The 20,608-nt window shown below is 62.8% G+C and carries 24 protein-coding genes; 21 read left to right on the top strand and 3 right to left on the bottom strand.

Annotated features, from left to right (window positions below; genetic code table 11):
* Nucleotides 1-192 precede the first annotated feature (192 nt).
* Nucleotides 193-528 (bottom strand): cell division protein ZapA, encoded by a 336-nt coding sequence (locus tag AAC640_RS06405; RefSeq protein WP_340265257.1) that lies wholly within the window; start codon nt 526-528, stop codon nt 193-195.
* Nucleotides 521-712: a hypothetical protein gene (locus AAC640_RS06400; RefSeq protein ID WP_340265256.1), complete on the bottom strand. Its 192-nt coding sequence runs from the start codon at nt 710-712 to the stop codon at nt 521-523. Before AAC640_RS06400 ends, AAC640_RS06405 begins: the two co-directional genes overlap by 8 nt.
* A 174-nt stretch (nt 713-886) precedes the next feature.
* Between AAC640_RS06400 and tkt the strand changes: the two genes are divergently transcribed.
* From tkt to AAC640_RS06380, 4 genes are all read left to right on the top strand, one after another.
* Nucleotides 887-2,857, top strand: coding sequence for a transketolase (gene tkt / locus AAC640_RS06395; protein ID WP_340265255.1), 1,971 nt, complete (start codon nt 887-889; stop codon nt 2,855-2,857).
* A 31-nt stretch (nt 2,858-2,888) separates the two neighbouring features.
* Complete coding sequence (gap, locus tag AAC640_RS06390) at nt 2,889-3,899, top strand: type I glyceraldehyde-3-phosphate dehydrogenase (RefSeq protein WP_340265254.1); 1,011 nt, start codon at nt 2,889-2,891, stop codon at nt 3,897-3,899.
* Nucleotides 3,900-4,001: 102 nt separating this feature from the next.
* On the top strand, nt 4,002-5,174 hold the full coding sequence (locus AAC640_RS06385) for a phosphoglycerate kinase (protein WP_340265370.1): 1,173 nt from the start codon (nt 4,002-4,004) through the stop codon (nt 5,172-5,174).
* 93 nt (nt 5,175-5,267) lie between these two features.
* The gene (locus tag AAC640_RS06380; protein WP_340265253.1) at nt 5,268-6,164 is read left to right on the top strand and encodes a fructose bisphosphate aldolase; all 897 of its coding nucleotides are present in this window, start codon (nt 5,268-5,270) and stop codon (nt 6,162-6,164) included.
* Here AAC640_RS06380 and AAC640_RS06375 read toward each other — a convergent pair.
* Complete coding sequence (locus AAC640_RS06375) at nt 6,134-6,325, bottom strand: hypothetical protein (RefSeq protein ID WP_340265252.1); 192 nt, start codon at nt 6,323-6,325, stop codon at nt 6,134-6,136. The two genes, AAC640_RS06380 and AAC640_RS06375, sit on opposite strands and share 31 nt — an antisense overlap.
* 430 nt (nt 6,326-6,755) lie before the next feature.
* Here AAC640_RS06375 and thiE point away from each other — a divergent pair, with 430 nt between their 5' ends.
* The 17 genes from thiE to nuoK all read left to right on the top strand — a co-directional run bounded on the left by thiE (nt 6,756) and on the right by nuoK (nt 20,603).
* A complete protein-coding gene (thiE, locus tag AAC640_RS06370) occupies nt 6,756-7,445 on the top strand; it encodes a thiamine phosphate synthase (protein ID WP_340265251.1) in 690 nt (229 codons plus the stop codon).
* A 93-nt stretch (nt 7,446-7,538) separates the two neighbouring features.
* On the top strand, nt 7,539-8,633 hold the full coding sequence (locus AAC640_RS06365) for a L,D-transpeptidase family protein (RefSeq protein ID WP_340265250.1): 1,095 nt from the start codon (nt 7,539-7,541) through the stop codon (nt 8,631-8,633).
* The gene (locus tag AAC640_RS06360) at nt 8,630-9,214 is read left to right on the top strand and encodes a M23 family metallopeptidase (protein ID WP_340265249.1); all 585 of its coding nucleotides are present in this window, start codon (nt 8,630-8,632) and stop codon (nt 9,212-9,214) included. The genes AAC640_RS06365 and AAC640_RS06360 overlap by 4 nt, the downstream gene beginning before the upstream one ends.
* 100 nt (nt 9,215-9,314) lie before the next feature.
* Nucleotides 9,315-9,878, top strand: a complete 564-nt coding sequence (efp, locus tag AAC640_RS06355) for an elongation factor P (protein ID WP_228166819.1) — start codon at nt 9,315-9,317, stop codon at nt 9,876-9,878.
* The gene (locus tag AAC640_RS06350; RefSeq protein WP_340265248.1) at nt 9,878-10,240 is read left to right on the top strand and encodes a hypothetical protein; all 363 of its coding nucleotides are present in this window, start codon (nt 9,878-9,880) and stop codon (nt 10,238-10,240) included. The genes efp and AAC640_RS06350 overlap by 1 nt, the downstream gene beginning before the upstream one ends.
* Before the next feature lie 37 nt (nt 10,241-10,277).
* A complete protein-coding gene (locus tag AAC640_RS06345) occupies nt 10,278-11,090 on the top strand; it encodes an inositol monophosphatase family protein (RefSeq protein WP_340265247.1) in 813 nt (270 codons plus the stop codon).
* Between the two features lie 122 nt (nt 11,091-11,212).
* Complete coding sequence (locus AAC640_RS06340; RefSeq protein ID WP_340265246.1) at nt 11,213-11,587, top strand: NADH-quinone oxidoreductase subunit A; 375 nt, start codon at nt 11,213-11,215, stop codon at nt 11,585-11,587.
* Nucleotides 11,578-12,132, top strand: coding sequence for a NuoB/complex I 20 kDa subunit family protein (locus AAC640_RS06335; protein WP_422794959.1), 555 nt, complete (start codon nt 11,578-11,580; stop codon nt 12,130-12,132). Before AAC640_RS06340 ends, AAC640_RS06335 begins: the two co-directional genes overlap by 10 nt.
* Nucleotide 12,133: 1 nt before the next feature.
* A complete protein-coding gene (locus AAC640_RS06330; protein WP_340265245.1) occupies nt 12,134-12,907 on the top strand; it encodes an NADH-quinone oxidoreductase subunit C in 774 nt (257 codons plus the stop codon).
* Nucleotides 12,907-14,142, top strand: a complete 1,236-nt coding sequence (locus AAC640_RS06325) for an NADH-quinone oxidoreductase subunit D (protein ID WP_340265244.1) — start codon at nt 12,907-12,909, stop codon at nt 14,140-14,142. Before AAC640_RS06330 ends, AAC640_RS06325 begins: the two co-directional genes overlap by 1 nt.
* Entirely contained in the window at nt 14,142-14,810 is a 669-nt protein-coding gene (gene nuoE / locus AAC640_RS06320; protein ID WP_340265243.1) for an NADH-quinone oxidoreductase subunit NuoE, read from the top strand. The genes AAC640_RS06325 and nuoE overlap by 1 nt, the downstream gene beginning before the upstream one ends.
* Entirely contained in the window at nt 14,807-16,123 is a 1,317-nt protein-coding gene (nuoF, locus tag AAC640_RS06315) for an NADH-quinone oxidoreductase subunit NuoF (RefSeq protein WP_340265242.1), read from the top strand. Before nuoE ends, nuoF begins: the two co-directional genes overlap by 4 nt.
* A gap of 2 nt (nt 16,124-16,125) precedes the next feature.
* Nucleotides 16,126-18,132, top strand: coding sequence for an NADH-quinone oxidoreductase subunit NuoG (gene nuoG, locus AAC640_RS06310; RefSeq protein WP_340265241.1), 2,007 nt, complete (start codon nt 16,126-16,128; stop codon nt 18,130-18,132).
* Nucleotides 18,129-19,178 carry an NADH-quinone oxidoreductase subunit NuoH gene (gene nuoH, locus AAC640_RS06305; protein WP_340265240.1) on the top strand — a complete coding sequence of 350 codons (1,050 nt, stop codon included), beginning with the start codon at nt 18,129-18,131 and terminating at the stop codon, nt 19,176-19,178. Before nuoG ends, nuoH begins: the two co-directional genes overlap by 4 nt.
* Nucleotides 19,175-19,660, top strand: coding sequence for an NADH-quinone oxidoreductase subunit NuoI (nuoI, locus tag AAC640_RS06300; RefSeq protein WP_340265239.1), 486 nt, complete (start codon nt 19,175-19,177; stop codon nt 19,658-19,660). The genes nuoH and nuoI overlap by 4 nt, the downstream gene beginning before the upstream one ends.
* A 29-nt stretch (nt 19,661-19,689) precedes the next feature.
* Nucleotides 19,690-20,301: an NADH-quinone oxidoreductase subunit J gene (locus AAC640_RS06295; protein ID WP_340265238.1), complete on the top strand. Its 612-nt coding sequence runs from the start codon at nt 19,690-19,692 to the stop codon at nt 20,299-20,301.
* The gene (gene nuoK, locus AAC640_RS06290) at nt 20,298-20,603 is read left to right on the top strand and encodes an NADH-quinone oxidoreductase subunit NuoK (protein ID WP_340265237.1); all 306 of its coding nucleotides are present in this window, start codon (nt 20,298-20,300) and stop codon (nt 20,601-20,603) included. The genes AAC640_RS06295 and nuoK overlap by 4 nt, the downstream gene beginning before the upstream one ends.
* Nucleotides 20,604-20,608 lie beyond the last annotated feature (5 nt).

Raw genomic sequence — 20,608 nt, 5'->3', positions numbered from 1 at the left:
CGCCTGAAATGAAAGGAGCGGGTGACGGGACCGCCTCGGCCGTGTGCCGGAAAATCCTCTGACGCCTCAACGTCAGGTGGGGACCATGTAAGTCGGGCCAGGACCCGCCCAGGGACAGCCCCCTTGGATGTGATTATCGCCTCAGGGATGTTCGCAAAAGCTCGATACCGCGCAGTACCCGTCGCCTCCAATCTAGGCGTCGGGGCCGGGTTCCACAAGTCTGTCGCACAGCTTTTCGATGCGCGCGGCAAGTGCTTCGATCGCCCGGGCTGCGGGCTCGTCCTCGTCCTCCAGCGCCAGGCGCTGCTGTCGGCCGATTGCTTCCCGTTTAAGGTCATGAAGTTCATCGGCGAGGAAGATGGCGGCGAAGAGGAGGGTGCGCGTTTCGGTCAGGCCGGGCGTATTCTGCTGAGCCAGGCGCGCCTTGCGCTCGATTAAGCCCGCGAGATGGGTAAGATGCGCTTCTTCCCCGTCGCGGCAACGGATCGGATAGTGGCGCCCTGCAATCTGTAACGTGGTTTCAGCCATCCGCCCGGCCCTTCAATTCCGCGATGAGGCCGTCCAACGACCGCAGCGCCGCGCGGGCCGCTTCCGGATCGACGATTGGGGACTGGGATGCGGCATTCGACATAAGTCCGTCCGCCTCCTGTTCCAGCCGGCTGACCGCACGCTCCAGCGTGGCGATCGCCTGCATCATGCGGTTGCTTGCCATGTCCCACGCATAACCAAAGTTTTCGCCGCGCAAAAGCAGTCATTGGGCGGCTCGCCGCTCGCCCGGGGCTGGCCACGGTTGACGCCTTGTGTGCAACGCGACAAAGGGGACGCGATTTCGATTCGCAGGCTCAGCAGGGGGCCGCTTCAAAAAGCAGGAAAGACGCCAGCCCAGATGACCGTTTCCGAAAAGTCGCTCGCCAGCGCCATCAGGGCGCTTTCCATGGATGCGGTTCAGGCGGCGAACAGCGGCCATCCGGGAATGCCGATGGGCATGGCGGATGTCGCGACGGTCGTGTTCAAGGATTATCTGAAGTTCGACCCCAGCCAGCCGAAATGGGCTGACCGCGACCGGTTCGTGCTGTCGGCTGGCCATGGGTCGATGCTCATCTATTCGCTGCTGCACCTGACCGGCTATGCGCGCCCCACGATGGAGGATATCCGCAATTTCCGGCAGCTGGGCAGCCCCTGCGCCGGTCATCCGGAGAATTTCGAGCTGGCGGGAGTCGAAGCGACGACTGGCCCGCTGGGTTCTGGTCTTGCAACTGCCGTGGGCATGGCGATTGCCGAACGGCACCTCAATGCACAGTTCGGTGACGGTCTGGTTGATCACCGCACCTGGGTGATCGCGGGTGACGGATGCCTGATGGAAGGCATCAATCATGAGGCGATCGGGCTTGCGGGTCACCTGAACCTGAGCCGCCTGATCGTGCTGTGGGATGACAACAAGATCACGATCGATGGCGCGGTCGACCTGTCGAGCAGCGAGGATGTGCGCGCTCGCTACGCCGCTACCGGCTGGCATGTCGTGTCGTGTGACGGCCATGATGTCGCCGATGTGCGCCGCGCCATCGACGAGGCGCTGGCCGATCCGCGTCCGTCGCTGGTCGCCTGCGCCACCAAGATCGGCTATGGCGCGCCTAACAAGGCGGGCACTTCGGGTGTCCATGGTTCGGCGCTGGGCGTCGAGGAAGTCGCGGCCGCGCGGGAATTTTTGGGCTGGACCGCTGAGCCTTTTGTCATCCCCGAGGATATCGCCGCCGAATGGCGCCGCATCGGTGCGCGTGGCGCGGAAGTTCGTACGGCGTGGGAAGGCCGTCTGGCAAACAATGGCCAGAAGGCCGAATTCCAGCGCCGCATGGAGGGCGACCTGCCCGCCGATTTCTCGCTCAGCGCGTATATCGACACGCTGATCGCCAATCCCCAGAAGGTCGCGACCCGCAAGGCAAGCGAGCTGGCGCTGGGTGCGATCAATGACCTGCTGCCCGAAACGCTGGGTGGTTCGGCCGACCTCACCGGTTCCAACAACACCAAGACCAAGTCGACCGGGCCACTCACCAAGGATGATTATGCGGGCCGCTATGTCTATTATGGCATCCGCGAGTTCGGCATGGCCTGTGCGATGAACGGCATGGCGCTGCATGGCGGTGTCATTCCTTATGGCGGCACCTTCCTGGTCTTTTCCGACTATATGCGCGGTGGCATCCGACTGGCGGCGCTCCAGCAGCAGCGCGTCATCCACGTGTTGACGCATGATTCCATCGGCCTGGGCGAGGACGGCCCGACCCACCAGCCGATCGAGCATGTCATGTCGCTGCGCATGATCCCCAATCTCGATGTCTATCGCCCGGCCGACGTGGTCGAGACGGCGGAATGCTGGGAACTGGCGCTGCGGGACAAGGACGGCCCCTCGGTGCTGGCGCTGACCCGCCAGAACCTGCCGCAGCTGCGCACCGAAAAGGCGGGCGAGAATCTGTCGGCCAAGGGAGCCTACCGCCTGCGCGCCGCCAAGGGCGAGCGCAAGGCTGTTTTGATTGCCACCGGATCCGAAGTCGAAATCGCGGTTGCGACCGCCGATCTGCTGGAGGCGCAGGGTATCGGCGTGGATGTCGTGTCCATGCCCAGCTGGGTGCATTTCGATGCGCAGGCTCAGGCCTATAAGGATGATCTCTTGCCGCATCATGTCCTTCGCGTTTCGATCGAGGCAGGAACGACGTTTGGCTGGGAACGCTATGTGGGCATCGCCGGCCTGCGCTTTGGCATCGACACATTCGGCGCTTCGGCTCCGGCAGAGGCGCTTTATGAGCATTTCGGCCTGACGGCCGCCAAGATCGCGCCGCAGGTGGCGGCCGCTCTCGATCACTAAAAATAATCTACCCAATCAGGAGGCTAGTGCAGTGGCAACGAAGGTAGCAATCAACGGTTTCGGACGTATCGGCCGCCTGGTGGCGCGCGCCATTTTGGAGCGCAACGACCATGATCTGGAGCTGGTGAGCATCAACGACCTGGGCGATGCCAAGGCGAACGCCCTGCTGTTCAAGCGCGACAGCGTGCATGGTCCTTTCCCCGGCGAAGTGAACGTCGATGGCGACGCGATGATCATTAACGGCAAGCGCATCGTCGTGACCGCCGAGCGTGATCCGGCCAAGCTGCCCCATGCCGCGCAAGGCGTGGAAATCGCGCTGGAGTGCACCGGCTTCTTCACCGATCGCGAATCGGCGTCCAAGCATCTGTCGGCGGGCGCCAAGCGCGTCGTGATCTCCGCCCCGGCCAAGGGCGTCGATAAGACCGTCGTGTTCGGCGTCAACCATGAGACGCTGACGGCTGACGACATCGTCATTTCGAACGCGTCCTGCACCACCAACTGCCTGGCGCCGCTTGCCAAGGTGCTTAACGACAGCATCGGCATCGAACGTGGCCTGATGACCACGATCCACAGCTACACCAACGACCAGAAGATCCTCGACCAGATCCATAGTGACGCCCGCCGCTCGCGCGCGGCCGCCATGTCGATGATCCCGACGACCACGGGCGCTGCGCGCGCGGTCGGCGAGGTGCTGCCCGAACTCAAGGGCAAGCTGGACGGTTCGGCCATTCGTGTGCCAACGCCCAACGTGTCGGTCGTCGACCTCACCTTCACGCCCAAGCGCGACACCAGCCTTGAGGAAGTGAACAGCCTGCTCAAGGCGGCTTCCGAATCCGGCCCGCTCAAGGGCGTGCTCGCCTATACCGATGAGCCGCTGGTTTCGATCGACTTCAACGGCGATCCGGCCAGCTCAACCGTCGACAGCCTGGAAACGGCAGTCATCGACGGCAAGCTGGTGCGCGTGCTGAGCTGGTACGACAATGAATGGGGCTTCTCCAACCGCATGGTCGACACGACCGGCGTGGTTGCGGGCCTGCTGTAAGCTGTCACCTATAGCCGTTCGGTTCGATTGGTTCGAGCCGAACGGATTTTTGTTGGTAAGCAGGGGAAGACCGTGGCCAAGCCCTTCAAGACGCTGGACGACATGGGCGACATCAGCGGCAAGACCGTATTGGTGCGCGAAGATTTGAACGTGCCGATGCAGGACGGCAGCGTGACGGACGACACCCGCCTGCGTGCAGCGATGCCGACCATATTGGAGCTGGCGGATCGTGGCGCGAAAGTCCTTATCCTGGCACATTTCGGCCGGCCCAAGGGGCAGAAGAACCCTGAATATTCGCTCTCCAAGATCACCCGCCCGCTCACGGCCGTGCTGGGCCGCGACGTGCAGTTCATCCCTGACTGCTGTGGCCAGGCGGCCGTCGACGGCATCGCCGTGATGCGCCCCGGTGATATCTCGATCCTTGAAAATACCCGCTTCCATGCCGGCGAGGAAAAGAATGACCCGGTGCTGGTCGAAGCGATGGCCTCAATCGGCGATTTCTACGTGAACGATGCCTTTTCCGCTGCACACCGGGCGCATGCCTCTACCGAGGGCCTGGCGCACAAGCTGCCGGCGTTCGCGGGCCGCTCGATGGAAAAGGAACTGAACGCGTTGCAGGCGGCGCTAGGCGAACCGGTGAAGCCGGTCGCGGCGGTCGTTGGCGGAGCCAAGGTGTCGACCAAGCTCGACGTGCTCAACAACCTGGTTGCGAAGGTCGATCATCTGATCATCGGCGGCGGCATGGCCAACACGTTCCTGCACGCGCGGGGCGTGGATGTGGGCAAGTCGCTGTGCGAGAAGGATCTGGCGGACACCGCCGAGGCGATCTTCGAAGCTGCGGAAAAGGCCGGTTGCACCATCCACCTGCCCTATGACGTCGTGGTGGCGAAGGAATTTGCGGCCAATCCGCCGTCGGTGCGGACCTGCAACGTGCACGAGGTTGCGGCCGACGAGATGATCCTGGACGTGGGGCCGGCTGCGGTCGAGGCGCTGGGCGACGCGCTCAAAAATTGCCGGACCCTGGTGTGGAACGGGCCTCTTGGCGCGTTCGAGATCGCGCCCTTCGATAAGGCGACGGTCGCGCTCGCCAGGACCGCTGCGGCGCTCACCAAGGAAGGCGGGCTGGTATCAGTAGCCGGGGGCGGCGATACCGTTGCGGCGCTCAACCACGCCGGTGTGGCGGCCGACTTCACCTTTGTATCAACGGCGGGCGGCGCCTTCCTGGAATGGATGGAAGGCAAGGAACTGCCGGGCGTCAAGGCGCTCATGGTCTGAATGTCAAGGCCGCGGTCCATCGGGACGGCGGCCTTTCAGTTTTTTTCAAGCCGCTGAGGAAGCGGCGCAACCCTGCAGAGAAGGTGTGTGCAGATGCTGGATCAGGACATGATGAAGAAGATCGAGGCCGGCAAGGGCTTCATCGCCGCGCTCGACCAGAGCGGCGGTTCCACGCCCAAGGCGCTCAAGGGCTATGGCATCGAGGAAGGCGCCTGGAACGGCGATGAAGAGATGTTCGGCCTCATCCATGACATGCGCACCCGCATCATCACCTCGCCCGTCTTCAGCGGCGACAAGGTGATCGGCGCGATCCTGTTCGAGCGCACCATGGACGGCAACGCCAATGGCAAGCCGGTGCCCCAGGCGTTGGTCGAGCGCGGCGTCGTTCCCTTCATCAAGATCGACAAGGGTCTGGAGGATGAGGCGAACGGTGTTCAGCTGATGAAACCGATGCCGGAACTCGACACGTTGCTCAAGCGCGCCAAGTCGCTCGGTGTGTTTGGGACCAAGGAGCGTTCGGTTATCAATCTCGCCAACCGCGAGGGCATCGCCGCGATCGTCAAGCAGCAGTTCGAGGTCGGCGCCCAGGTCCTGGCCGCAGGGCTGATGCCGATGCTTGAGCCTGAGATCAACATCAAGAGCCCCGAGCGCGCGCAGGCGGATCAGATCCTGCTTGAGGAGTTGCTGACGGGCCTGGATGCGCTGCCTGAGGGGCAGAAGGTGATGCTCAAGCTCTCGCTGCCGGAAAATCCGGGCCTGTTCGACGCGCTGGTCGAGCATCCAAAGGTGCTCCGCGTCGTGGCGCTGTCCGGGGGCTTCAAGCGCCCGGAAGCCTGTGTCGAGCTGGCAAAGAACAAGGGCATCATCGCCAGCTTCAGCCGCGCGCTGCTGGAAGATCTGCGCCACCAGATGAGCGATGACGAGTTCAACGCGTCGCTCGGCAGTGCAATTGACGAAATCTATACCGCCTCAACCAGCAAGGCGGCGTGAGGGCAGGGCCGGGCGCTGGTCATCGCGATCACCGCCCGGCTTGGCTCACCATGGCTTTGATGGTCAGGGGCGTCCTCGACCGCGTCAGCATTGGCGTCATTGTTGAAATAGGCCCAGTCGGTGCGCCGGCCCCCGACTGTTCGACCATCCAATCGGTCCATTGCAACAGCTTTGCCTCGGCATACCGTCGCCAATATCTACCTTTGCCGCCATGGAAAGGGACATGGGCGAAGCGGACGGTCACGATGCGCGGGCTGGCGGAGCCTGGCATGTCACGGATGCAAAAGCCTGCGCCATGGGCGTCCGGCAGCGGATAGACGGTGTCCTCATATCAGCTCGGGTGACGAAACTCGAAGACGGCGGTTATGGAGCGCGGGGAAAGCGCCTCAGCCGGTCCAGGCTCCGGGCTAGACCGGGCGGCAGGTGATGGATGCAAGCCGACCCCTCTCTCACCCAGCTGCTGAAACTCGCCAACTGCGATGAGCCAATGGAACGGATGATGACGTCGTTTTGCCATTTGGGAGCGGCTCTTGGTGGCGGGCGCGGGTTCCGCCCTTTTCGATTGCGCCCAAAAAGCGCTAAGGCCACCGCATGACAGATTTCACTGACGATGAGCTCGCGCTTGATCCCGGTTTCGCCGATCGCTTCGAGCGGGACGCGCGGCGGCCTGCCTGCCAGCTCTACCTGATCTCTCCTCCCATCATCGAGGAAGGCTTTGCCGCTCGTCTGGCGGAAGCGTTTGATGCTGGACGTGTTGCGGCGTTTCAACTGCGACTGAAGGGGATCGACGAAGACGCGATCGCGCGCGCCGCAGCGCCGCTGCAGACACTTTGCGCGGAGCGGGACATCGCCTTCATCATCAACGACAGCGTCGCGCTGGCCGGACGGCTGGGCGCGGATGGCGTGCATCTGGGGCAGGGTGACGGGGACCCGCGTGAGGCGCGCAAGCTGTTGGGGCCGGCGGTACAGATCGGCGTCACCTGCCACGACAGCCGGCACCTGGGCATGGAGGCCGGCGAGGCGGGGGCGGATTATGTCGCTTTCGGCGCCTTCTATCCGACTGCCACCAAGGAAACCCGTCATCGGCCCGACCCATCGATCTTGAGTTGGTGGACCACGCTGTTCGAGCTGCCGTGCGTGGCGATCGGCGGCATTACCGCGGATAACGCCGCGCCGCTGGTACGCGCCGGGGCGGATTTCCTGGCGGTGAGCGGAGCGGTGTGGGGGCACGCCGGAGGGCCCGGAGCGGGCGTGCGAGCCTTCGCGCCGCTGCTAGGCTGAGGGCAGAGGCCACCTCCGATTCGCGCCGGTCCGACCGGAGGCAGCTTTCCGGACACTTGCGCGTTTTCTCTCCACAATCAGGAGAGCATTGCCGTGAAAAATCACCTGCTGATCCTTGCGCTGCTTTGCACCGCCTGCAACGTGTCCGTTTCGCAGGGCAATGACAGCGCGTCCGGTAAGGGGGGCAATCCACCTGCCGCTCACGCCGTACCGGCCCCTTCGGCGAGCGACCCCTATGCCTTCACGATCGTGCCGGAGACCCCTGGCGTGGCGCCGCGCGCGGACTCGATCCTGCAGGCACAGGTCGCACTGGACCGTGCCGGATTCTCTCCGGGCGTGCTGGACGGCAAGGAGGGGATGTCCTTCACCGCCGCACTCCAGGGATTCCAGCAGGCCAAGGGCTTGCCCGTCACCGGCCGATATGACGAGGCAACCACCAAGGCTCTACTGGGCAACAACCCACCGCCTGCGACATGGCTCATGAAAATCCCCACGGGCTTCGCTCAAGGGCCATTCACGTCCATACCCAAGGGCTTTGCCGAGCAGGCGAAGCTGCCGACTTTGGGCTATAACAACCTGTTGGAGAAGCTGGCCGAGCGCTTTCATACGAAGCCCGAGGTTTTGGTGGCGCTGAACTCACCGAATACAAAGGTAGGCGCGGGCGCAACCGTGCGCGTCCCGGCGATCGGCAATCAGCCCGTCGCGCGGATCGAAGGCGACGAGCGTGGCTGGGGCGCAACCTTGGCAAGCCTGGGGGTCGCCAGGGACCAGCCGCAGGCTGACCATATTGTCGTCGACAAATCCGATGGCGTGCTGCGGGTCTTTGATGCTCAGGATCGCTTGATCGCTCAATTCCCCGCGACCATGGGGTCAAAGCATGATCCGCTGCCGCTCGGAACCTGGGAAATCAAAGGGATAAGCCGCAATCCTGAATTTCATTATAACCCTGATCTGTTCTGGAATGCCGATGCGAACGATCAAAAGGCGGTGCTGAAGCCTGGACCCAACGGACCTGTCGGCGTCGTGTGGATAGACCTTTCGAAACAACATTATGGTATTCACGGCACACCCGAGCCGCAGACCATCGGCCGTACGGAAAGCCATGGCTGCATCCGCCTGACCAACTGGGATGCGGCGCGTCTGGCCCAGATGGTGAAGAGCGGGGTTAAGGCGATTTTCCAGGCATGAGGTTGGGACGCAGGGGTTGGGCGTGGATCGCGCTCGTTATCCTGCTGGTCGCTTTCTTCCTTCGCACTTGTGTGCGGATCGTCCCGGGCGGCGGGTCGGCATCACCTTCTCAACCGCCACCTCCGCCGGGTGGACCGGCCGAGAACGGTGAATTGCTCATCCCCGTAGAAGGCGTGCCGCCAACAGCCCTCACCGATACTTTCGCCCAGTCCCGCGCCGGCGGGGCGCGGTCACATGACGCGATAGACATTATGGCGGCCCGGGGCAGGGCGGTACTGGCGGCGGCCGACGGGCGGGTGGAAAGGCTGTTTTCAAGCGTGGACGGTGGTCTCACCATCTATCAACGCTCGGTCGACGGACGGCGCATCTATTATTACGCCCATCTCGATGCCTATGCGCCCGGCCTCGCCGAAGGGCAGCTGCTGCGGCGGGGACAGAAGATCGCGACGGTGGGGAGCACCGGCAACGCCGACCCCGGTGCGCCACATCTCCACTTCGCCGTGCATGAGACCTCGCCTGGCAAACCTTGGTACTCCGGCCATCCCATCAACCCTTATCCGCTGCTCGCCCACCGGCTGTGAGGGGCGCCCTCTTGCCCTGACGCGCGGCAACATGTAGAGGCGCCCCCAGCCTTAAAGAGGCCGGCTCTTTTCACCTTCAGACATATAGGCAGGCTCTTCCATGAAGATCAGCGGCGTCGAGATTCGTCCCGGCAACAATATCGAATATGACGGAAGCCTGTGGCGCGCCGTCAAGATCCAGCACACCCAGCCCGGCAAGGGCGGTGCCTATATGCAGGTGGAGCTGAAGAATCTCATCGACGGGCGCAAGAACAACGTCCGTTTCCGTTCGGCCGAAACCGTCGAGCGCATTCGCCTGGACACCAAGGACTTCCAGTATCTCTATGCCGAAGGCGACATGCTCGTCTTCATGGATACGGAGACCTACGAGCAGATCAACCTGCCGCAGGATCTGGTGGGCGATGCCGCCGCCTTCCTTCAGGACGGCATGATGGTCATGCTGGAAATGTATGAAGAGCGTCCGATCTCCGTGCAGCTGCCCGAAACTGTGGAAGCGACCGTGGTCGAAGCCGACGCAGTGGTGAAGGGGCAAACGGCCTCCGCCAGCTACAAGCCCGCGATCCTCGACAATGGCGTCCGCGTCATGGTGCCGCCGCACATCGTCACCGGCACGCGCATCGTTGTCGATGTCTATGAGCGCGAATATGTGAAGCGGGCAGACTGATGCGGCTCTGGCGCAGTGCGGCATCGGCTGCCATCCTGGTGATCGGCGCGCTGCCGGCTGCGCCTTTCGCCCAGACGGTTGACAAGCCGTCCAAGGCGCAACTCCAGAACGCGGCGCATGTGCTGAACATCATCAGCGGCGCGCTGCAGTCGAAAGAGGTCGACGATACGGTCAAGACCGCGCTGTTCGAATGCCTTTATGCCAATCCGCTTTCGAAAGTCAGCGAGGCGACCGATAGGGTGATCGCGCGCAATCCCGGCAAGGTGAACGCCAAGGATCCCTCGCAGATGCTGGCGGTGATCGCGGGCACCTGTGGTTACCGTCCCGTTGCGCCTGCGGCCAAGCCCGCTCCGAAAAAGTAAAACAAAGGCCGCCCGTCGGGGCGGCGGAGATTTTTACATGGTATCTCATTCCGGCCTTCTTACCGTCATGGAACGCGCCGCCCGAAAGGCGGGGGCCAAGCTGCGTCGCGATTTCGGGGAAGTCGAGCATCTGCAGGTCTCCCGCAAGGGGCCGGCCGACTTCGTGTCCAAGGCGGACATGCAGTGCGAGCAGACGCTGGTGGAGGAACTGCGCAAGGCGCGTCCCGACTGGGGATTCCTGCTGGAAGAAGGCGGGGTGATCGAAGGTGATCCGAGCAAGCCGCGCTGGATCATCGACCCGTTGGATGGCACGACCAATTTCCTTCACGGCATTCCGCATTTCGCCATTTCGATCGCGGTGGAAGAGCCGCTCTATGGCGGCAAGAAGGAGGTCACAACCGGCCTCATCTATCAGCCCGTCACCGACGAGAGCTATTGGGCAGAAAAGAGCAGGGGCGCCTGGCGCCACGACCAGCGGCTCCGTGTGTCGGCCCGGCGCGACCTGGGGGAGTGCCTGATTGCCACCGGCATCCCGTTCCTGGGCCATGGCGATTTCGCGCAATGGACGCGCGTCTTCGGCGCGGTCGGACCTTCCGTTGCGGGCATCCGCCGTTTCGGTGCCGCAACGCTGGACCTCGCCCATGTGGCCTCGGGACGGTATGACGGCTTCTGGGAAAGCGGGTTGCAGCCATGGGACGTGGCGGCGGGCATCCTGCTGGTGCGCGAGGCAGGCGGCTTTGTCACCGATTTTCGCGGCGGTGATCGGCCCATCGAGCGACGTGAGATCATCGCCGGCAACGATGCCATTCACAGCAAGCTGCATAAGCTGGTGGCGGGAGCGCTACGCTAAGCCAACGTAGCCCGGCCGAACGCACCGGTTACTTGCGAATCATTCTCATCGACCGGGGCCTTGCTTCGCATATGCAGCGGGCCTAAAGCGCGCCCATAATCATTTTCGCCCAGGGGATTCCGTTGGTCGATCTAGCCCAATATCTGCCGATCCTGATCTTTCTTGGGATCGCTCTGCTGCTCTCCAGCGCGTTCGTGTTCCTGCCGATGCTGGTCGGCCGGTTGACCGGGGCGCACAAGCCCGACCCAGCGAAGCTCAGCGAATATGAGTGCGGCTTCCCGGCGTTCGAGGAGCCGCGCAGCCAGTTCGACGTGCGCTTCTACCTCGTGGCGATCCTGTTCATCATCTTCGACCTGGAAGCGGCTTTCCTCTTCCCCTGGGCTGTCAGCCTCAACCAGATCGGGTGGGCAGGCTGGTCGACGATGATGATCTTCATAGCGGAGCTGGTGCTTGGCCTCGTCTATGCGTGGAAGAAGGGAGCCCTCGATTGGGAGTAGAACTTGATCGTCCCATGCCCGGCACATTGCCGCCGGTGGGAACGCAGCCTGACCAGGATTTCTTCAACGCGTTGAACGGCGAGGTCAGCGACAAGGGTTTCCTCGTCACCTCGACCGAGGAGCTGTTCCAGTGGGCGCGTACGGGCTCGCTTTGGTGGATGACCTTCGGCCTGGCCTGCTGCGCGGTGGAAATGATCCACGTCAACATGCCGCGCTACGACATGGAACGGTTCGGCGCCGCGCCGCGCGCGTCCCCGCGCCAGAGTGACGTCATGATCGTCGCGGGAACGCTCTGCAACAAGATGGCTCCTGCGCTCCGCAAGGTTTACGACCAGATGTCGGAACCGAAATATGTGATTTCCATGGGTTCGTGCGCCAATGGCGGCGGCTACTATCACTATAGCTATTCCGTCGTGCGGGGCTGCGACCGGATCGTGCCGGTCGACATCTATGTGCCGGGCTGCCCTCCGACGGCCGAGGCGCTGCTCTATGGCGTGATGCAGTTGCAGCGGAAGATCCGCCGGATCGGGACGATTGAGCGCTGATATGGGCCATTCTGCACCGAAGATCGCGGCCATTGACGGTATCGCGGAGGAAATCGCCGGCCTGCTCGGCTCGATGCTGCTCGATACGGTCGACCATGCCGATGAGTTGAGCTTCACCGTCGAACGCGAGAAACTGGCCGACGCCATGCTGCTGCTGCGTGACAAGGCGCAATATCAGCAGATGATGGAGATCGCCGGGGTCGACTATCCCGACCGGCCCGAGCGGTTCGAGATCTGCTATCATTTGCTGAGCGTCACGCGGAACCACCGCGTTCGCGTCAAGGTCTCAACCGATGAGGATACGCCGGTGCCGACCATCACGCACATCTGGCCGGTCGCCGGCTGGCTGGAGCGCGAGGTGTTCGACATGTATGGCGTCATCTTCGACGGCAATACGGACCTGCGTCGCATCCTGACCGACTATGGCTTCAAGGGCCATCCGCAGCGCAAGGATTTCCCGCTGACCGGCTATGTCGAACTGCGTTATTCCGAAGAGGACAAGCGCGTCGTTTACGAGCCGGTCCGCCTCGCGCAGGATTTCCGCAGCTTCGATTTCATGAGTCCGTGGGAAGGCGCGCAATATGTGCTGCCGGGCGACGAAAAGGCGCCGCAGGCTCCGGGCGCGCCGAGTCCTGCCGCCGCTACGCCGCCTCCTGTTCCGCCCCAGGGCGGCCCGGCTGCCGCCACGCCCAAGGTCACGGAAAAGCCCGGCGTCAGTGGCGCGGGCGAGCCGACCGACAGCGAGGCTAACAAGAAGTCCGAGGACAAAGCCTGATGTCCGACTATCTGGAAAAGCTGGATCACATGACCGACGCGGCGGACCCGACGCTCGGCGACACGGAGATCCAGAACTACACGATCAACTTCGGCCCGCAGCATCCCGCGGCGCATGGCGTTCTGCGTCTGGTTATGGAACTGGACGGCGAAATCGTCGAGCGCTGCGACCCGCATGTCGGCCTGCTGCATCGCGGCACCGAGAAGCTGATCGAGTATAAGACCTATCTGCAGGCGCTGCCCTATTTCGACCGCCTCGACTATTGCTCGCCGCTCGGCATGGAGCATAGCTATGTGCTGGCGATCGAGAAGCTGCTCAATCTGGAAGTGCCGCTGCGCGCGCAATATCTGCGCGTGTTCTTCGCGGAACTGACGCGCATCTGCAATCATATGCTCAACCTTGGCAGCCATGTGATGGACGTCGGTGCGATGACGCCGAACCTGTGGCTGTTCGAAATCCGCGAGGATTGCCTCAACTTCTTCGAGCGCGCGTCGGGCGCGCGGATGCACTCGGCCTATTTCCGGCCGGGCGGCGTGCATCAGGACGTACCGCTGAAGCTTTTGACCGACATCGCCGACTGGCTCGACACCCGCCTGCCGCGCCTGTTCGAGGACGCGATCAGCCTTGTCGCCGACAACCGCATCTTCAAGCAGCGCAATGTCGACATCGCCATCGTGTCGAAAGAGGATGCGCTAAAATGGGGCTTTTCGGGTCCCATGGTCCGGGGCAGCGGCATTCCGTGGGACATTCGCAAGAGCCAGCCCTATGACGTCTATGACCGTGTGAACTTCGACGTTCCGGTCGGCACCAACTATGATTGCTATGACCGCTTCATGGTGCGCGTCGAGGAAGTTCGCCAGTCCGCGCGGATCATGAAACAGTGCCTGAACGACATGCCGGAAGGGCCGATCGCCAGCTTCGACCGCAAGGTTTCGCCGCCACTGCGCGGGGAAATGAAGCGCTCGATGGAAGCGCTGATCCATCACTTCAAACTCTATACCGAGGGTTTCCATGTGCCCGCCGGCGAAGTCTATGTCGCGACCGAAAGCCCCAAGGGCGAATTCGGCGTCTATCTGGTCGCGGACGGCAGCAACAAGCCCTATCGCTGCAAGATCAGGCCGACGGCCTTCTCGCACCTGCAGGCGATGGACTTCATGATGAAGGGCCACATGCTCGCCGACACCACCGCCGTTCTGGGCGCCATGGACATCGTGTTTGGAGAATGTGACCGCTAATGGCTGACGCAGTTCATATCCCGGACGAGGTCGAAACGCGCGCGCGCTGGGGCGGGTTTGCGTGGACGGCCGAGAATGCCGAGCAGGCGAAGAAGGTCATCGCCCGCTATCCCGCCGGCCGTCAGCAGTCGGCGGTGATGCCGCTGCTCGATCTGGCCCAGCGTCAGGTGGGCGCGGAAACGCAGACCAATGGCTGGCTGCCGGTGCCGGTGATGGAGTATATCGCCGACCAGCTCGAAATGCCCTACATGCGCGTTTACGAGGTCGCGACCTTCTACACCATGTACAACCTCGCGCCGGTCGGCCGCTATCATGTGCAGGTTTGCGGCACCACGCCCTGCATGCTGCGAGGCTCCGATGACGTGTTTTCGGCCTGCAAGAACAAGGGTCTGGTGAAGGGCGGCACGACGCCCGACGGCCTGTTCACGCTGACCGAGGTCGAGTGTTTGGGCGCCTGCGCCAACGCGCCGATGGTCCAGATCAACGACGATAATTTCGAAGACCTGACCTATGACAGCATGAGTGCGATCCTCGACGATCTCGCCGCCGGCAAGAGCCCCAAGATCGGACCGCAGATCGAGCGTCAGACCAGCTGCCCCGAAGGCGGGCCGACCACGCTCAAGGACATGGTCAACGGCAACCACGACTATCGCGGGGAATGGGCATGAGCGACGTGATTGCGCCTCTCAGCGACAAGGATCGCATCTTCACCAACGTCTATGGCTTCCAGGACTGGGGCATCGACGCGGCGATCAAGCGCGGCGATTGGGATAACACCAAGAAGCTGCTGGAAATCGGCCAGGACGAGATCATCGAGCGCATCAAGGCGTCTGGCCTGCGCGGTCGCGGTGGCGCCGGCTTCCCGACCGGCATGAAGTGGAGCTTCATGCCCAAGGAAAGCAAGGATGGCCGCCCGAGCTTCCTGGTGATCAACGCCGACGAATCCGAGCCGGGCTCGTGCAAGGACCGCGAGATCATCCGCCACGATCCGCACAAGCTGATCGAGGGCGCGCTGGTCGCCGGTTTCGCGATGCGGGCGCGCGCCGCCTATATCTATATTCGCGGCGAGTTCATCTATGAGGCGAAGGTGCTCTTCGCCGCCGTCGAGCAGGCCTATGAAAAGGGGTTCCTGGGCAAGAACGCCTGCGGGTCGGGCTATGATTTCGACGTGTTCGTGCATCGCGGTGCGGGCGCCTATATCTGCGGCGAGGAAACCGCGCAGATCGAAAGCCTGGAAGGCAAGAAGGGCCAGCCGCGCCTGAAGCCGCCTTTCCCGGCTGGCGCGGGCCTCTATGGTTGCCCGACCACGGTGAACAATGTGGAATCGATCGCGGTCGCCCCGACGATCCTGCGGCGCGGTTCGGAATGGTTCTCCAGCTTCGGGCGGGAGAACAACAAGGGCACCAAGCTCTTCCAGATCAGCGGCCATGTGAACAAGCCCTGTGTCGTCGAAGAGTCGATGGGCATCAGCTTCAAGGAACTGATCGACCGGCACTGCGGCGGCATAAGAGGCGGCTGGGACAATCTGCTTGCCGTGATCCCCGGCGGGTCGTCGGTGCCGCTGGTTCCCGCCGCGCAGATCATGGACGCGCCGATGGACTTCGACGGGCTGAAAGCGGTCGGATCGGGCCTTGGCACCGCCGCCGTCATCGTCATGGACAAGTCCACCGACATCGTCCGCGCCATTTCGCGGCTCTCCTACTTCTACAAGCATGAAAGCTGCGGCCAGTGCACGCCCTGCCGCGAAGGCACCGGCTGGATGTGGCGGGTGATGGAGCGTCTGCGCTCGGGCGAGGCGGACATCAGCGAAATCGACATGCTCCAGCAGGTCACCAAGCAGGTCGAAGGCCACACCATCTGCGCTCTCGGTGACGCGGCGGCCTGGCCGATCCAGGGCTTGATCCGGCACTTCCGTCCGGAAATCGAGCGCCGGATCAACGAACATAAGGGTAGCGCCCCGGTGATGGAGGCAGCGGAGTAACCATGCCGAAGGTCAAAGTAGACGGCGTAGAACTCGAAGTCCCGGCGGGCGCCACTGTCCTCCAGGCGTGTGAACTGGCGGGCAAGGAAATCCCTCGCTTCTGCTATCATGAGCGCCTCAGCATCGCCGGCAACTGCCGCATGTGCCTGGTTGAGGTGAAGCCCGGACCGCCCAAGCCGCAGGCGTCCTGCGCGTTGCCCGCCGCAGACAATCAGGAAATCTTCACCCAGACCGAAATGGTCAAGAAGGCGCGCGAAGGGGTGATGGAGTTCCTGCTCATCAACCACCCCCTCGATTGCCCGATCTGCGATCAGGGTGGCGAATGCGACCTCCAAGACCAGTCGGTGGCCTATGGCCGGGGCGGGAGCCGGTTCCACGAGAACAAGCGTGCTGTCACCGAGAAATATATGGGTCCGATCGTCAAGACGGTCATGACCCGCTGCATCCAGTGCACCCGCTGCGTGCGCTTTGCCGAGGAAGTCGCGGGCGTGCCGGAAATCGGCGCCATCTATCGCGGCGAAAATATGCAGATCACCACCTATCTCGAACATGCCGCCAAGAGCGAGCTGTCGGGCAATGTGGTCGACCTCTGCCCGGTTGGCGCGCTGACCTCCAAGCCCTACGCCTTCGAGGCGCGGCCGTGGGAGCTGCGCAAGACGCCGGCGATCGACGTGATGGACGCGGTCGGCACCAACATCCGCCTCGACAGCCGGGGCCGTCAGGTGCTGCGCGCCGTGCCGCGCATCAATGACGACGTGAACGAGGAATGGGCGTCGGACAAGACCCGGCACAATGTCGATGGTCTGGTCCGCAAGCGGCTTGACAAGCCCTATGTCCGCAAGGACGGAAAGCTGGTGCCCGCCACCTGGGAAGAGGCTTTCGCGGCCATAGCGACGGTCCCGCATGGGGGCTCTGTCGCGGCGCTGGCGGGTGACCTGCTCGATTGTGAGACGATGTTCGCGGCCAAGCTGCTGGTCCAGAAGCTTGGCGGCACGATGCTCGAAGGGCGCCAGACCGGCCTTGCCTATGACGTATCTTCGCTGAGCGCCGTCAATTTCAACACGACGCTGAATGGTATCGAGACAGCGGACGTCATCCTGCTGGTTGGGACCAACCTGCGCTGGGAAGCGCCTCTGGTAAACACCCGTATTCGGAAGGCGATCAAGAAGGGCGCCAAGGTCTTCGCCCTCGGCCCGCAAGTCGACCTCACCTATAAGGTCGAATGGCTGGGCAATGATGCCTCGCTGCTGGCCAAGCTGCCGCAGGCCGTCATCGAGGCGTTTGGCAAGGCTGCCCGTCCGGCGATGATCGTCGGTGGCGGCGTGCTGGCCAAGGACGGCGCGCATGGCGACACACTGGCGCTGGTCGAGGCGCTGGGCCTGATCAAGGACGGCTGGAACGGCTATAATGTCCTGCACTTTGCCGCCGCGCGCATGGGTGGGCTGATGCTTGGCTATGCGACGCAGGGTGGCGTCAAGGCGGTGGCGGCTGCCAGGCCGAAGCTGCTCTTCTCGCTCGGCGCGGACGAGGTCGATTATTCCGCGTTTGAGGACAGCTTCAAAGTCTATGTCGGCCACCATGGCGACAAGGGCGCCCATGCGGCTGACGTGATCCTGCCGGGTGCGAGCTATGCTGAAAAAGCGGGCACCTATGTCAATCTCGAAGGCCGGGTGCAACGCGGCGAGAAGGCCGTGTTCGCGCCGGGCGACGCCCGCGAGGACTGGTCGATCCTGCGGGCTTTGTCGGAAGTGCTGGGCGCGACCCTGCCGTTCGACAGCTTTGAAGGCCTGCGGGCGGAAATGGCCAGGGTGGTGCCGGCGCTGGGCGTCGAGGGGATCGCCGATTATGGCTGGTCCGTACCCAGCCTGCCCACCGGGGCGAGCGGCGAGTTCCGGTCGCCAATCAAGGATTTCTACCTTACCAACGCCATCTGCCGCGCCAGCCCGACGATGCAGCAATGCTCGGCTGAATTGATTCACGGGACAAGCTTCGCGGAGGCAGCAGAGTGACCGCTTTCTTCCAAAATCTGGGCCTCCCGTTCGAAGGCGCTTGGTTTCTGTCCACCATCATAGGCATATTGGTGATCGCCCTGCCGCTGATGCTGGCCGTGGCGATGATCATCTATGCCGACCGCAAGATCTGGGCGGCCATGGCGCTGCGTCGTGGCCCCAATGTTGTGGGCCCCTTCGGACTGCTCCAGTCTTTTGCGGATGGGGCGAAGGTGTTCCTCCAGGAAACCATCATTCCCTCGGCGGCCAACAAGGCGCTCTTCATCATCGCGCCGATCATCACCTTCACCGTCGCGCTGATGGCCTGGGCGGTGGTGCCGTTCCAGACGGGCGTGGTGCTGGCGAACATCAATGTCGGCCTGCTCTACATCCTCGCGATCAGCTCTCTGGGCGTGTACGGCATCGTGCTGGCAGGCTGGGCGTCCAACTCCAAATATCCCTTCTATTCAGCGATCCGCGCCAGCGCGCAAATGATCAGCTATGAAGTCTCGATCGGCTTCATCCTGATCACCGTGGTGTTATGGGCCGGCAGCTTCAACCTGTCGACCATCGTGGAAAGCCAGAAGGGCTATTATGGCTTCCTGAACGGCAATGGTTTCAATCCGCTGCTGTTCCCGATGGCGATCATGTTCCTGATCTCCGCCATGGCGGAAACCGCGCGCGCGCCCTTCGATCTCACCGAAGCAGAGTCCGAGCTGGTAGCCGGCTATCAGACCGAATATTCGTCCATGGCCTTCGCGCTCTACTGGCTTGGCGAATATGCCAACGTCATCCTGATGTGCGCGCTTAACGCCGTCCTGTTCTGGGGTGGCTATCTGCCGCCGTTCGACTGGGCGCCGCTCTATCTGGTGCCGGGTATCCTCTGGCTGTTCGCCAAGATCCTGTTCTTCTTCTTCGTCTTCTCCTGGGTGAAGGCCACGGTGCCCCGCTACCGTTATGACCAGCTGATGCGACTGGGCTGGAAGATCTTCCTGCCGACCTCGCTTTTCTTCGTCTTCCTGGTCTCGGGCTTCCTCATGTTTACGCGCTACGGAGGCGTTCAATGAGCCTCGGTTATTACGTCAAAAGCTTCACCCTCTGGGAGTTCGTGAAGGCGCATTGGCTGACCTTGAAATATTTCTTCAAGCCCAAGGCGACAATCAACTACCCGTACGAGAAGAACCCGATCTCGCCGCGCTTCCGGGGCGAGCATGCCCTGCGCCGCTATCCCAACGGGGAAGAACGCTGCATCGCGTGCAAGCTGTGCGAGGCGATCTGCCCGGCGCAGGCGATCACGATCGAGGCGCAGCCGCGCGAGGATGGCAGCCGCCGGACAACGCGCTACGACATCGACATGACGAAATGCATCTATTGCGGCTTTTGTCAGGAGGCCTGCCCGGTGGATGCGATTGTCGAGGGACCCAATTTCGAGTTCTCGACCGAAACCCGCGAGGAGCTGATCTACGACAAGGCCAAGCTCCTTGAAAATGGCGACAAATGGGAACGCGCGATTGCCGCGAACCTTGCCGCCGATGCACCCTATCGTTAAGCCGCGCGCGCCAAGGGGAACATGATCCTGTGATTCACGTGCTAGCCTTTTACCTGTTCGCCATTTTGGTGGTGAGCAGCGGCGCGCTCACCATCCTGTCGCGCAATCCGGTCCATTCGGTGCTGTGGCTGATCCTTGCCTTCTTCAACGCGGCGGGCCTTATGGTCCTGTTGGGCGCCGAATTCATCGCGATGCTGCTCGTCATCGTCTATGTCGGCGCGGTGGCGGTCTTGTTCCTGTTCGTCGTCATGATGCTGGACATCGACTTTGCGGAACTGCGCGCTGGCTTCGTCAGCTATCTGCCTTTCGGCCTGCTGATCGCGCTGGTGCTGCTGGCCGAGATTGTCCTTGGCATCGGCATCTGGAGCGCCGGGCCCATCGAGCTGGCGCAGCGGGCGGGTCCAGTCACTCCCGATCTCTCGAACATCCAGGCGATCGGTGGATTGCTCTACACGCGCTATATCTTCCTGTTCGAAGCGGCGGGTATTGTGCTGCTGGTCGCGATGATCGGCGCGATCGTGCTGACGCATCGGGCACGGGGTGGCGTGCGGGGTCAGAATATCGCAAAGCAGAATCGCCGCCGCCCGCAGGACGCGGTCCGCAACATCAATCAACCAGTCGGGCAGGGGGTGGAGCTGTGATAGGCCTGCAGCATTATCTGGTGGTCAGCGCGATCCTGTTCGTGATGGGCGTGCTGGGCATCTTCATCAATCGCAAGAATGTCATCATCATTCTGATGGCGATCGAGCTGATCCTCCTTAGCGTCAACATCAACCTCGTCGCTTTCAGCGCTTTCCTGGGCGATCTGGTCGGCCAGATCTTCTCGATGTTCGTGCTGACCGTGGCGGCTGGTGAGGCGGCGATTGGTCTTGCCATCCTCGTCATTTATTTCCGCGGTCGCGGCACCATCGCTGTCGACGATGTCAATCGGATGAAGGGCTGAGCCTG

The sequence above is a fragment of the Sphingobium mellinum genome, assembly GCF_037860795.1.
GTDB classification, from domain to species: Bacteria; Pseudomonadota; Alphaproteobacteria; order Sphingomonadales; family Sphingomonadaceae; genus Sphingobium; species Sphingobium mellinum.
This window is presented reverse-complemented; position numbering and strand designations above follow the sequence as displayed.

What these genes read in the sequence shown, in the direction of transcription:
- AAC640_RS06375 (WP_340265252.1), bottom strand. Translation starts at nt 6,325, where the DNA reads ATGGACCGATTGGATGGTCGAACAGTCGGGGGCCGGCGCACCGACTGG.
- nuoF (WP_340265242.1), top strand. Translation starts at nt 14,807, where the DNA reads ATGAGCGACGTGATTGCGCCTCTCAGCGACAAGGATCGCATCTTCACC.
- AAC640_RS06385 (WP_340265370.1), top strand. Translation starts at nt 4,002, where the DNA reads ATGGGCGACATCAGCGGCAAGACCGTATTGGTGCGCGAAGATTTGAAC.
- AAC640_RS06400 (WP_340265256.1), bottom strand. Translation starts at nt 712, where the DNA reads ATGGCAAGCAACCGCATGATGCAGGCGATCGCCACGCTGGAGCGTGCG.
- nuoG (WP_340265241.1), top strand. Translation starts at nt 16,126, where the DNA reads ATGCCGAAGGTCAAAGTAGACGGCGTAGAACTCGAAGTCCCGGCGGGC.
- nuoE (WP_340265243.1), top strand. Translation starts at nt 14,142, where the DNA reads ATGGCTGACGCAGTTCATATCCCGGACGAGGTCGAAACGCGCGCGCGC.
- efp (WP_228166819.1), top strand. Translation starts at nt 9,315, where the DNA reads ATGAAGATCAGCGGCGTCGAGATTCGTCCCGGCAACAATATCGAATAT.
- nuoI (WP_340265239.1), top strand. Translation starts at nt 19,175, where the DNA reads ATGAGCCTCGGTTATTACGTCAAAAGCTTCACCCTCTGGGAGTTCGTG.
- tkt (WP_340265255.1), top strand. Translation starts at nt 887, where the DNA reads ATGACCGTTTCCGAAAAGTCGCTCGCCAGCGCCATCAGGGCGCTTTCC.
- AAC640_RS06325 (WP_340265244.1), top strand. Translation starts at nt 12,907, where the DNA reads ATGTCCGACTATCTGGAAAAGCTGGATCACATGACCGACGCGGCGGAC.
- AAC640_RS06360 (WP_340265249.1), top strand. Translation starts at nt 8,630, where the DNA reads ATGAGGTTGGGACGCAGGGGTTGGGCGTGGATCGCGCTCGTTATCCTG.
- AAC640_RS06350 (WP_340265248.1), top strand. Translation starts at nt 9,878, where the DNA reads ATGCGGCTCTGGCGCAGTGCGGCATCGGCTGCCATCCTGGTGATCGGC.
- AAC640_RS06330 (WP_340265245.1), top strand. Translation starts at nt 12,134, where the DNA reads ATGGGCCATTCTGCACCGAAGATCGCGGCCATTGACGGTATCGCGGAG.
- AAC640_RS06345 (WP_340265247.1), top strand. Translation starts at nt 10,278, where the DNA reads ATGGTATCTCATTCCGGCCTTCTTACCGTCATGGAACGCGCCGCCCGA.
- thiE (WP_340265251.1), top strand. Translation starts at nt 6,756, where the DNA reads ATGACAGATTTCACTGACGATGAGCTCGCGCTTGATCCCGGTTTCGCC.
- AAC640_RS06380 (WP_340265253.1), top strand. Translation starts at nt 5,268, where the DNA reads ATGCTGGATCAGGACATGATGAAGAAGATCGAGGCCGGCAAGGGCTTC.
- AAC640_RS06405 (WP_340265257.1), bottom strand. Translation starts at nt 528, where the DNA reads ATGGCTGAAACCACGTTACAGATTGCAGGGCGCCACTATCCGATCCGT.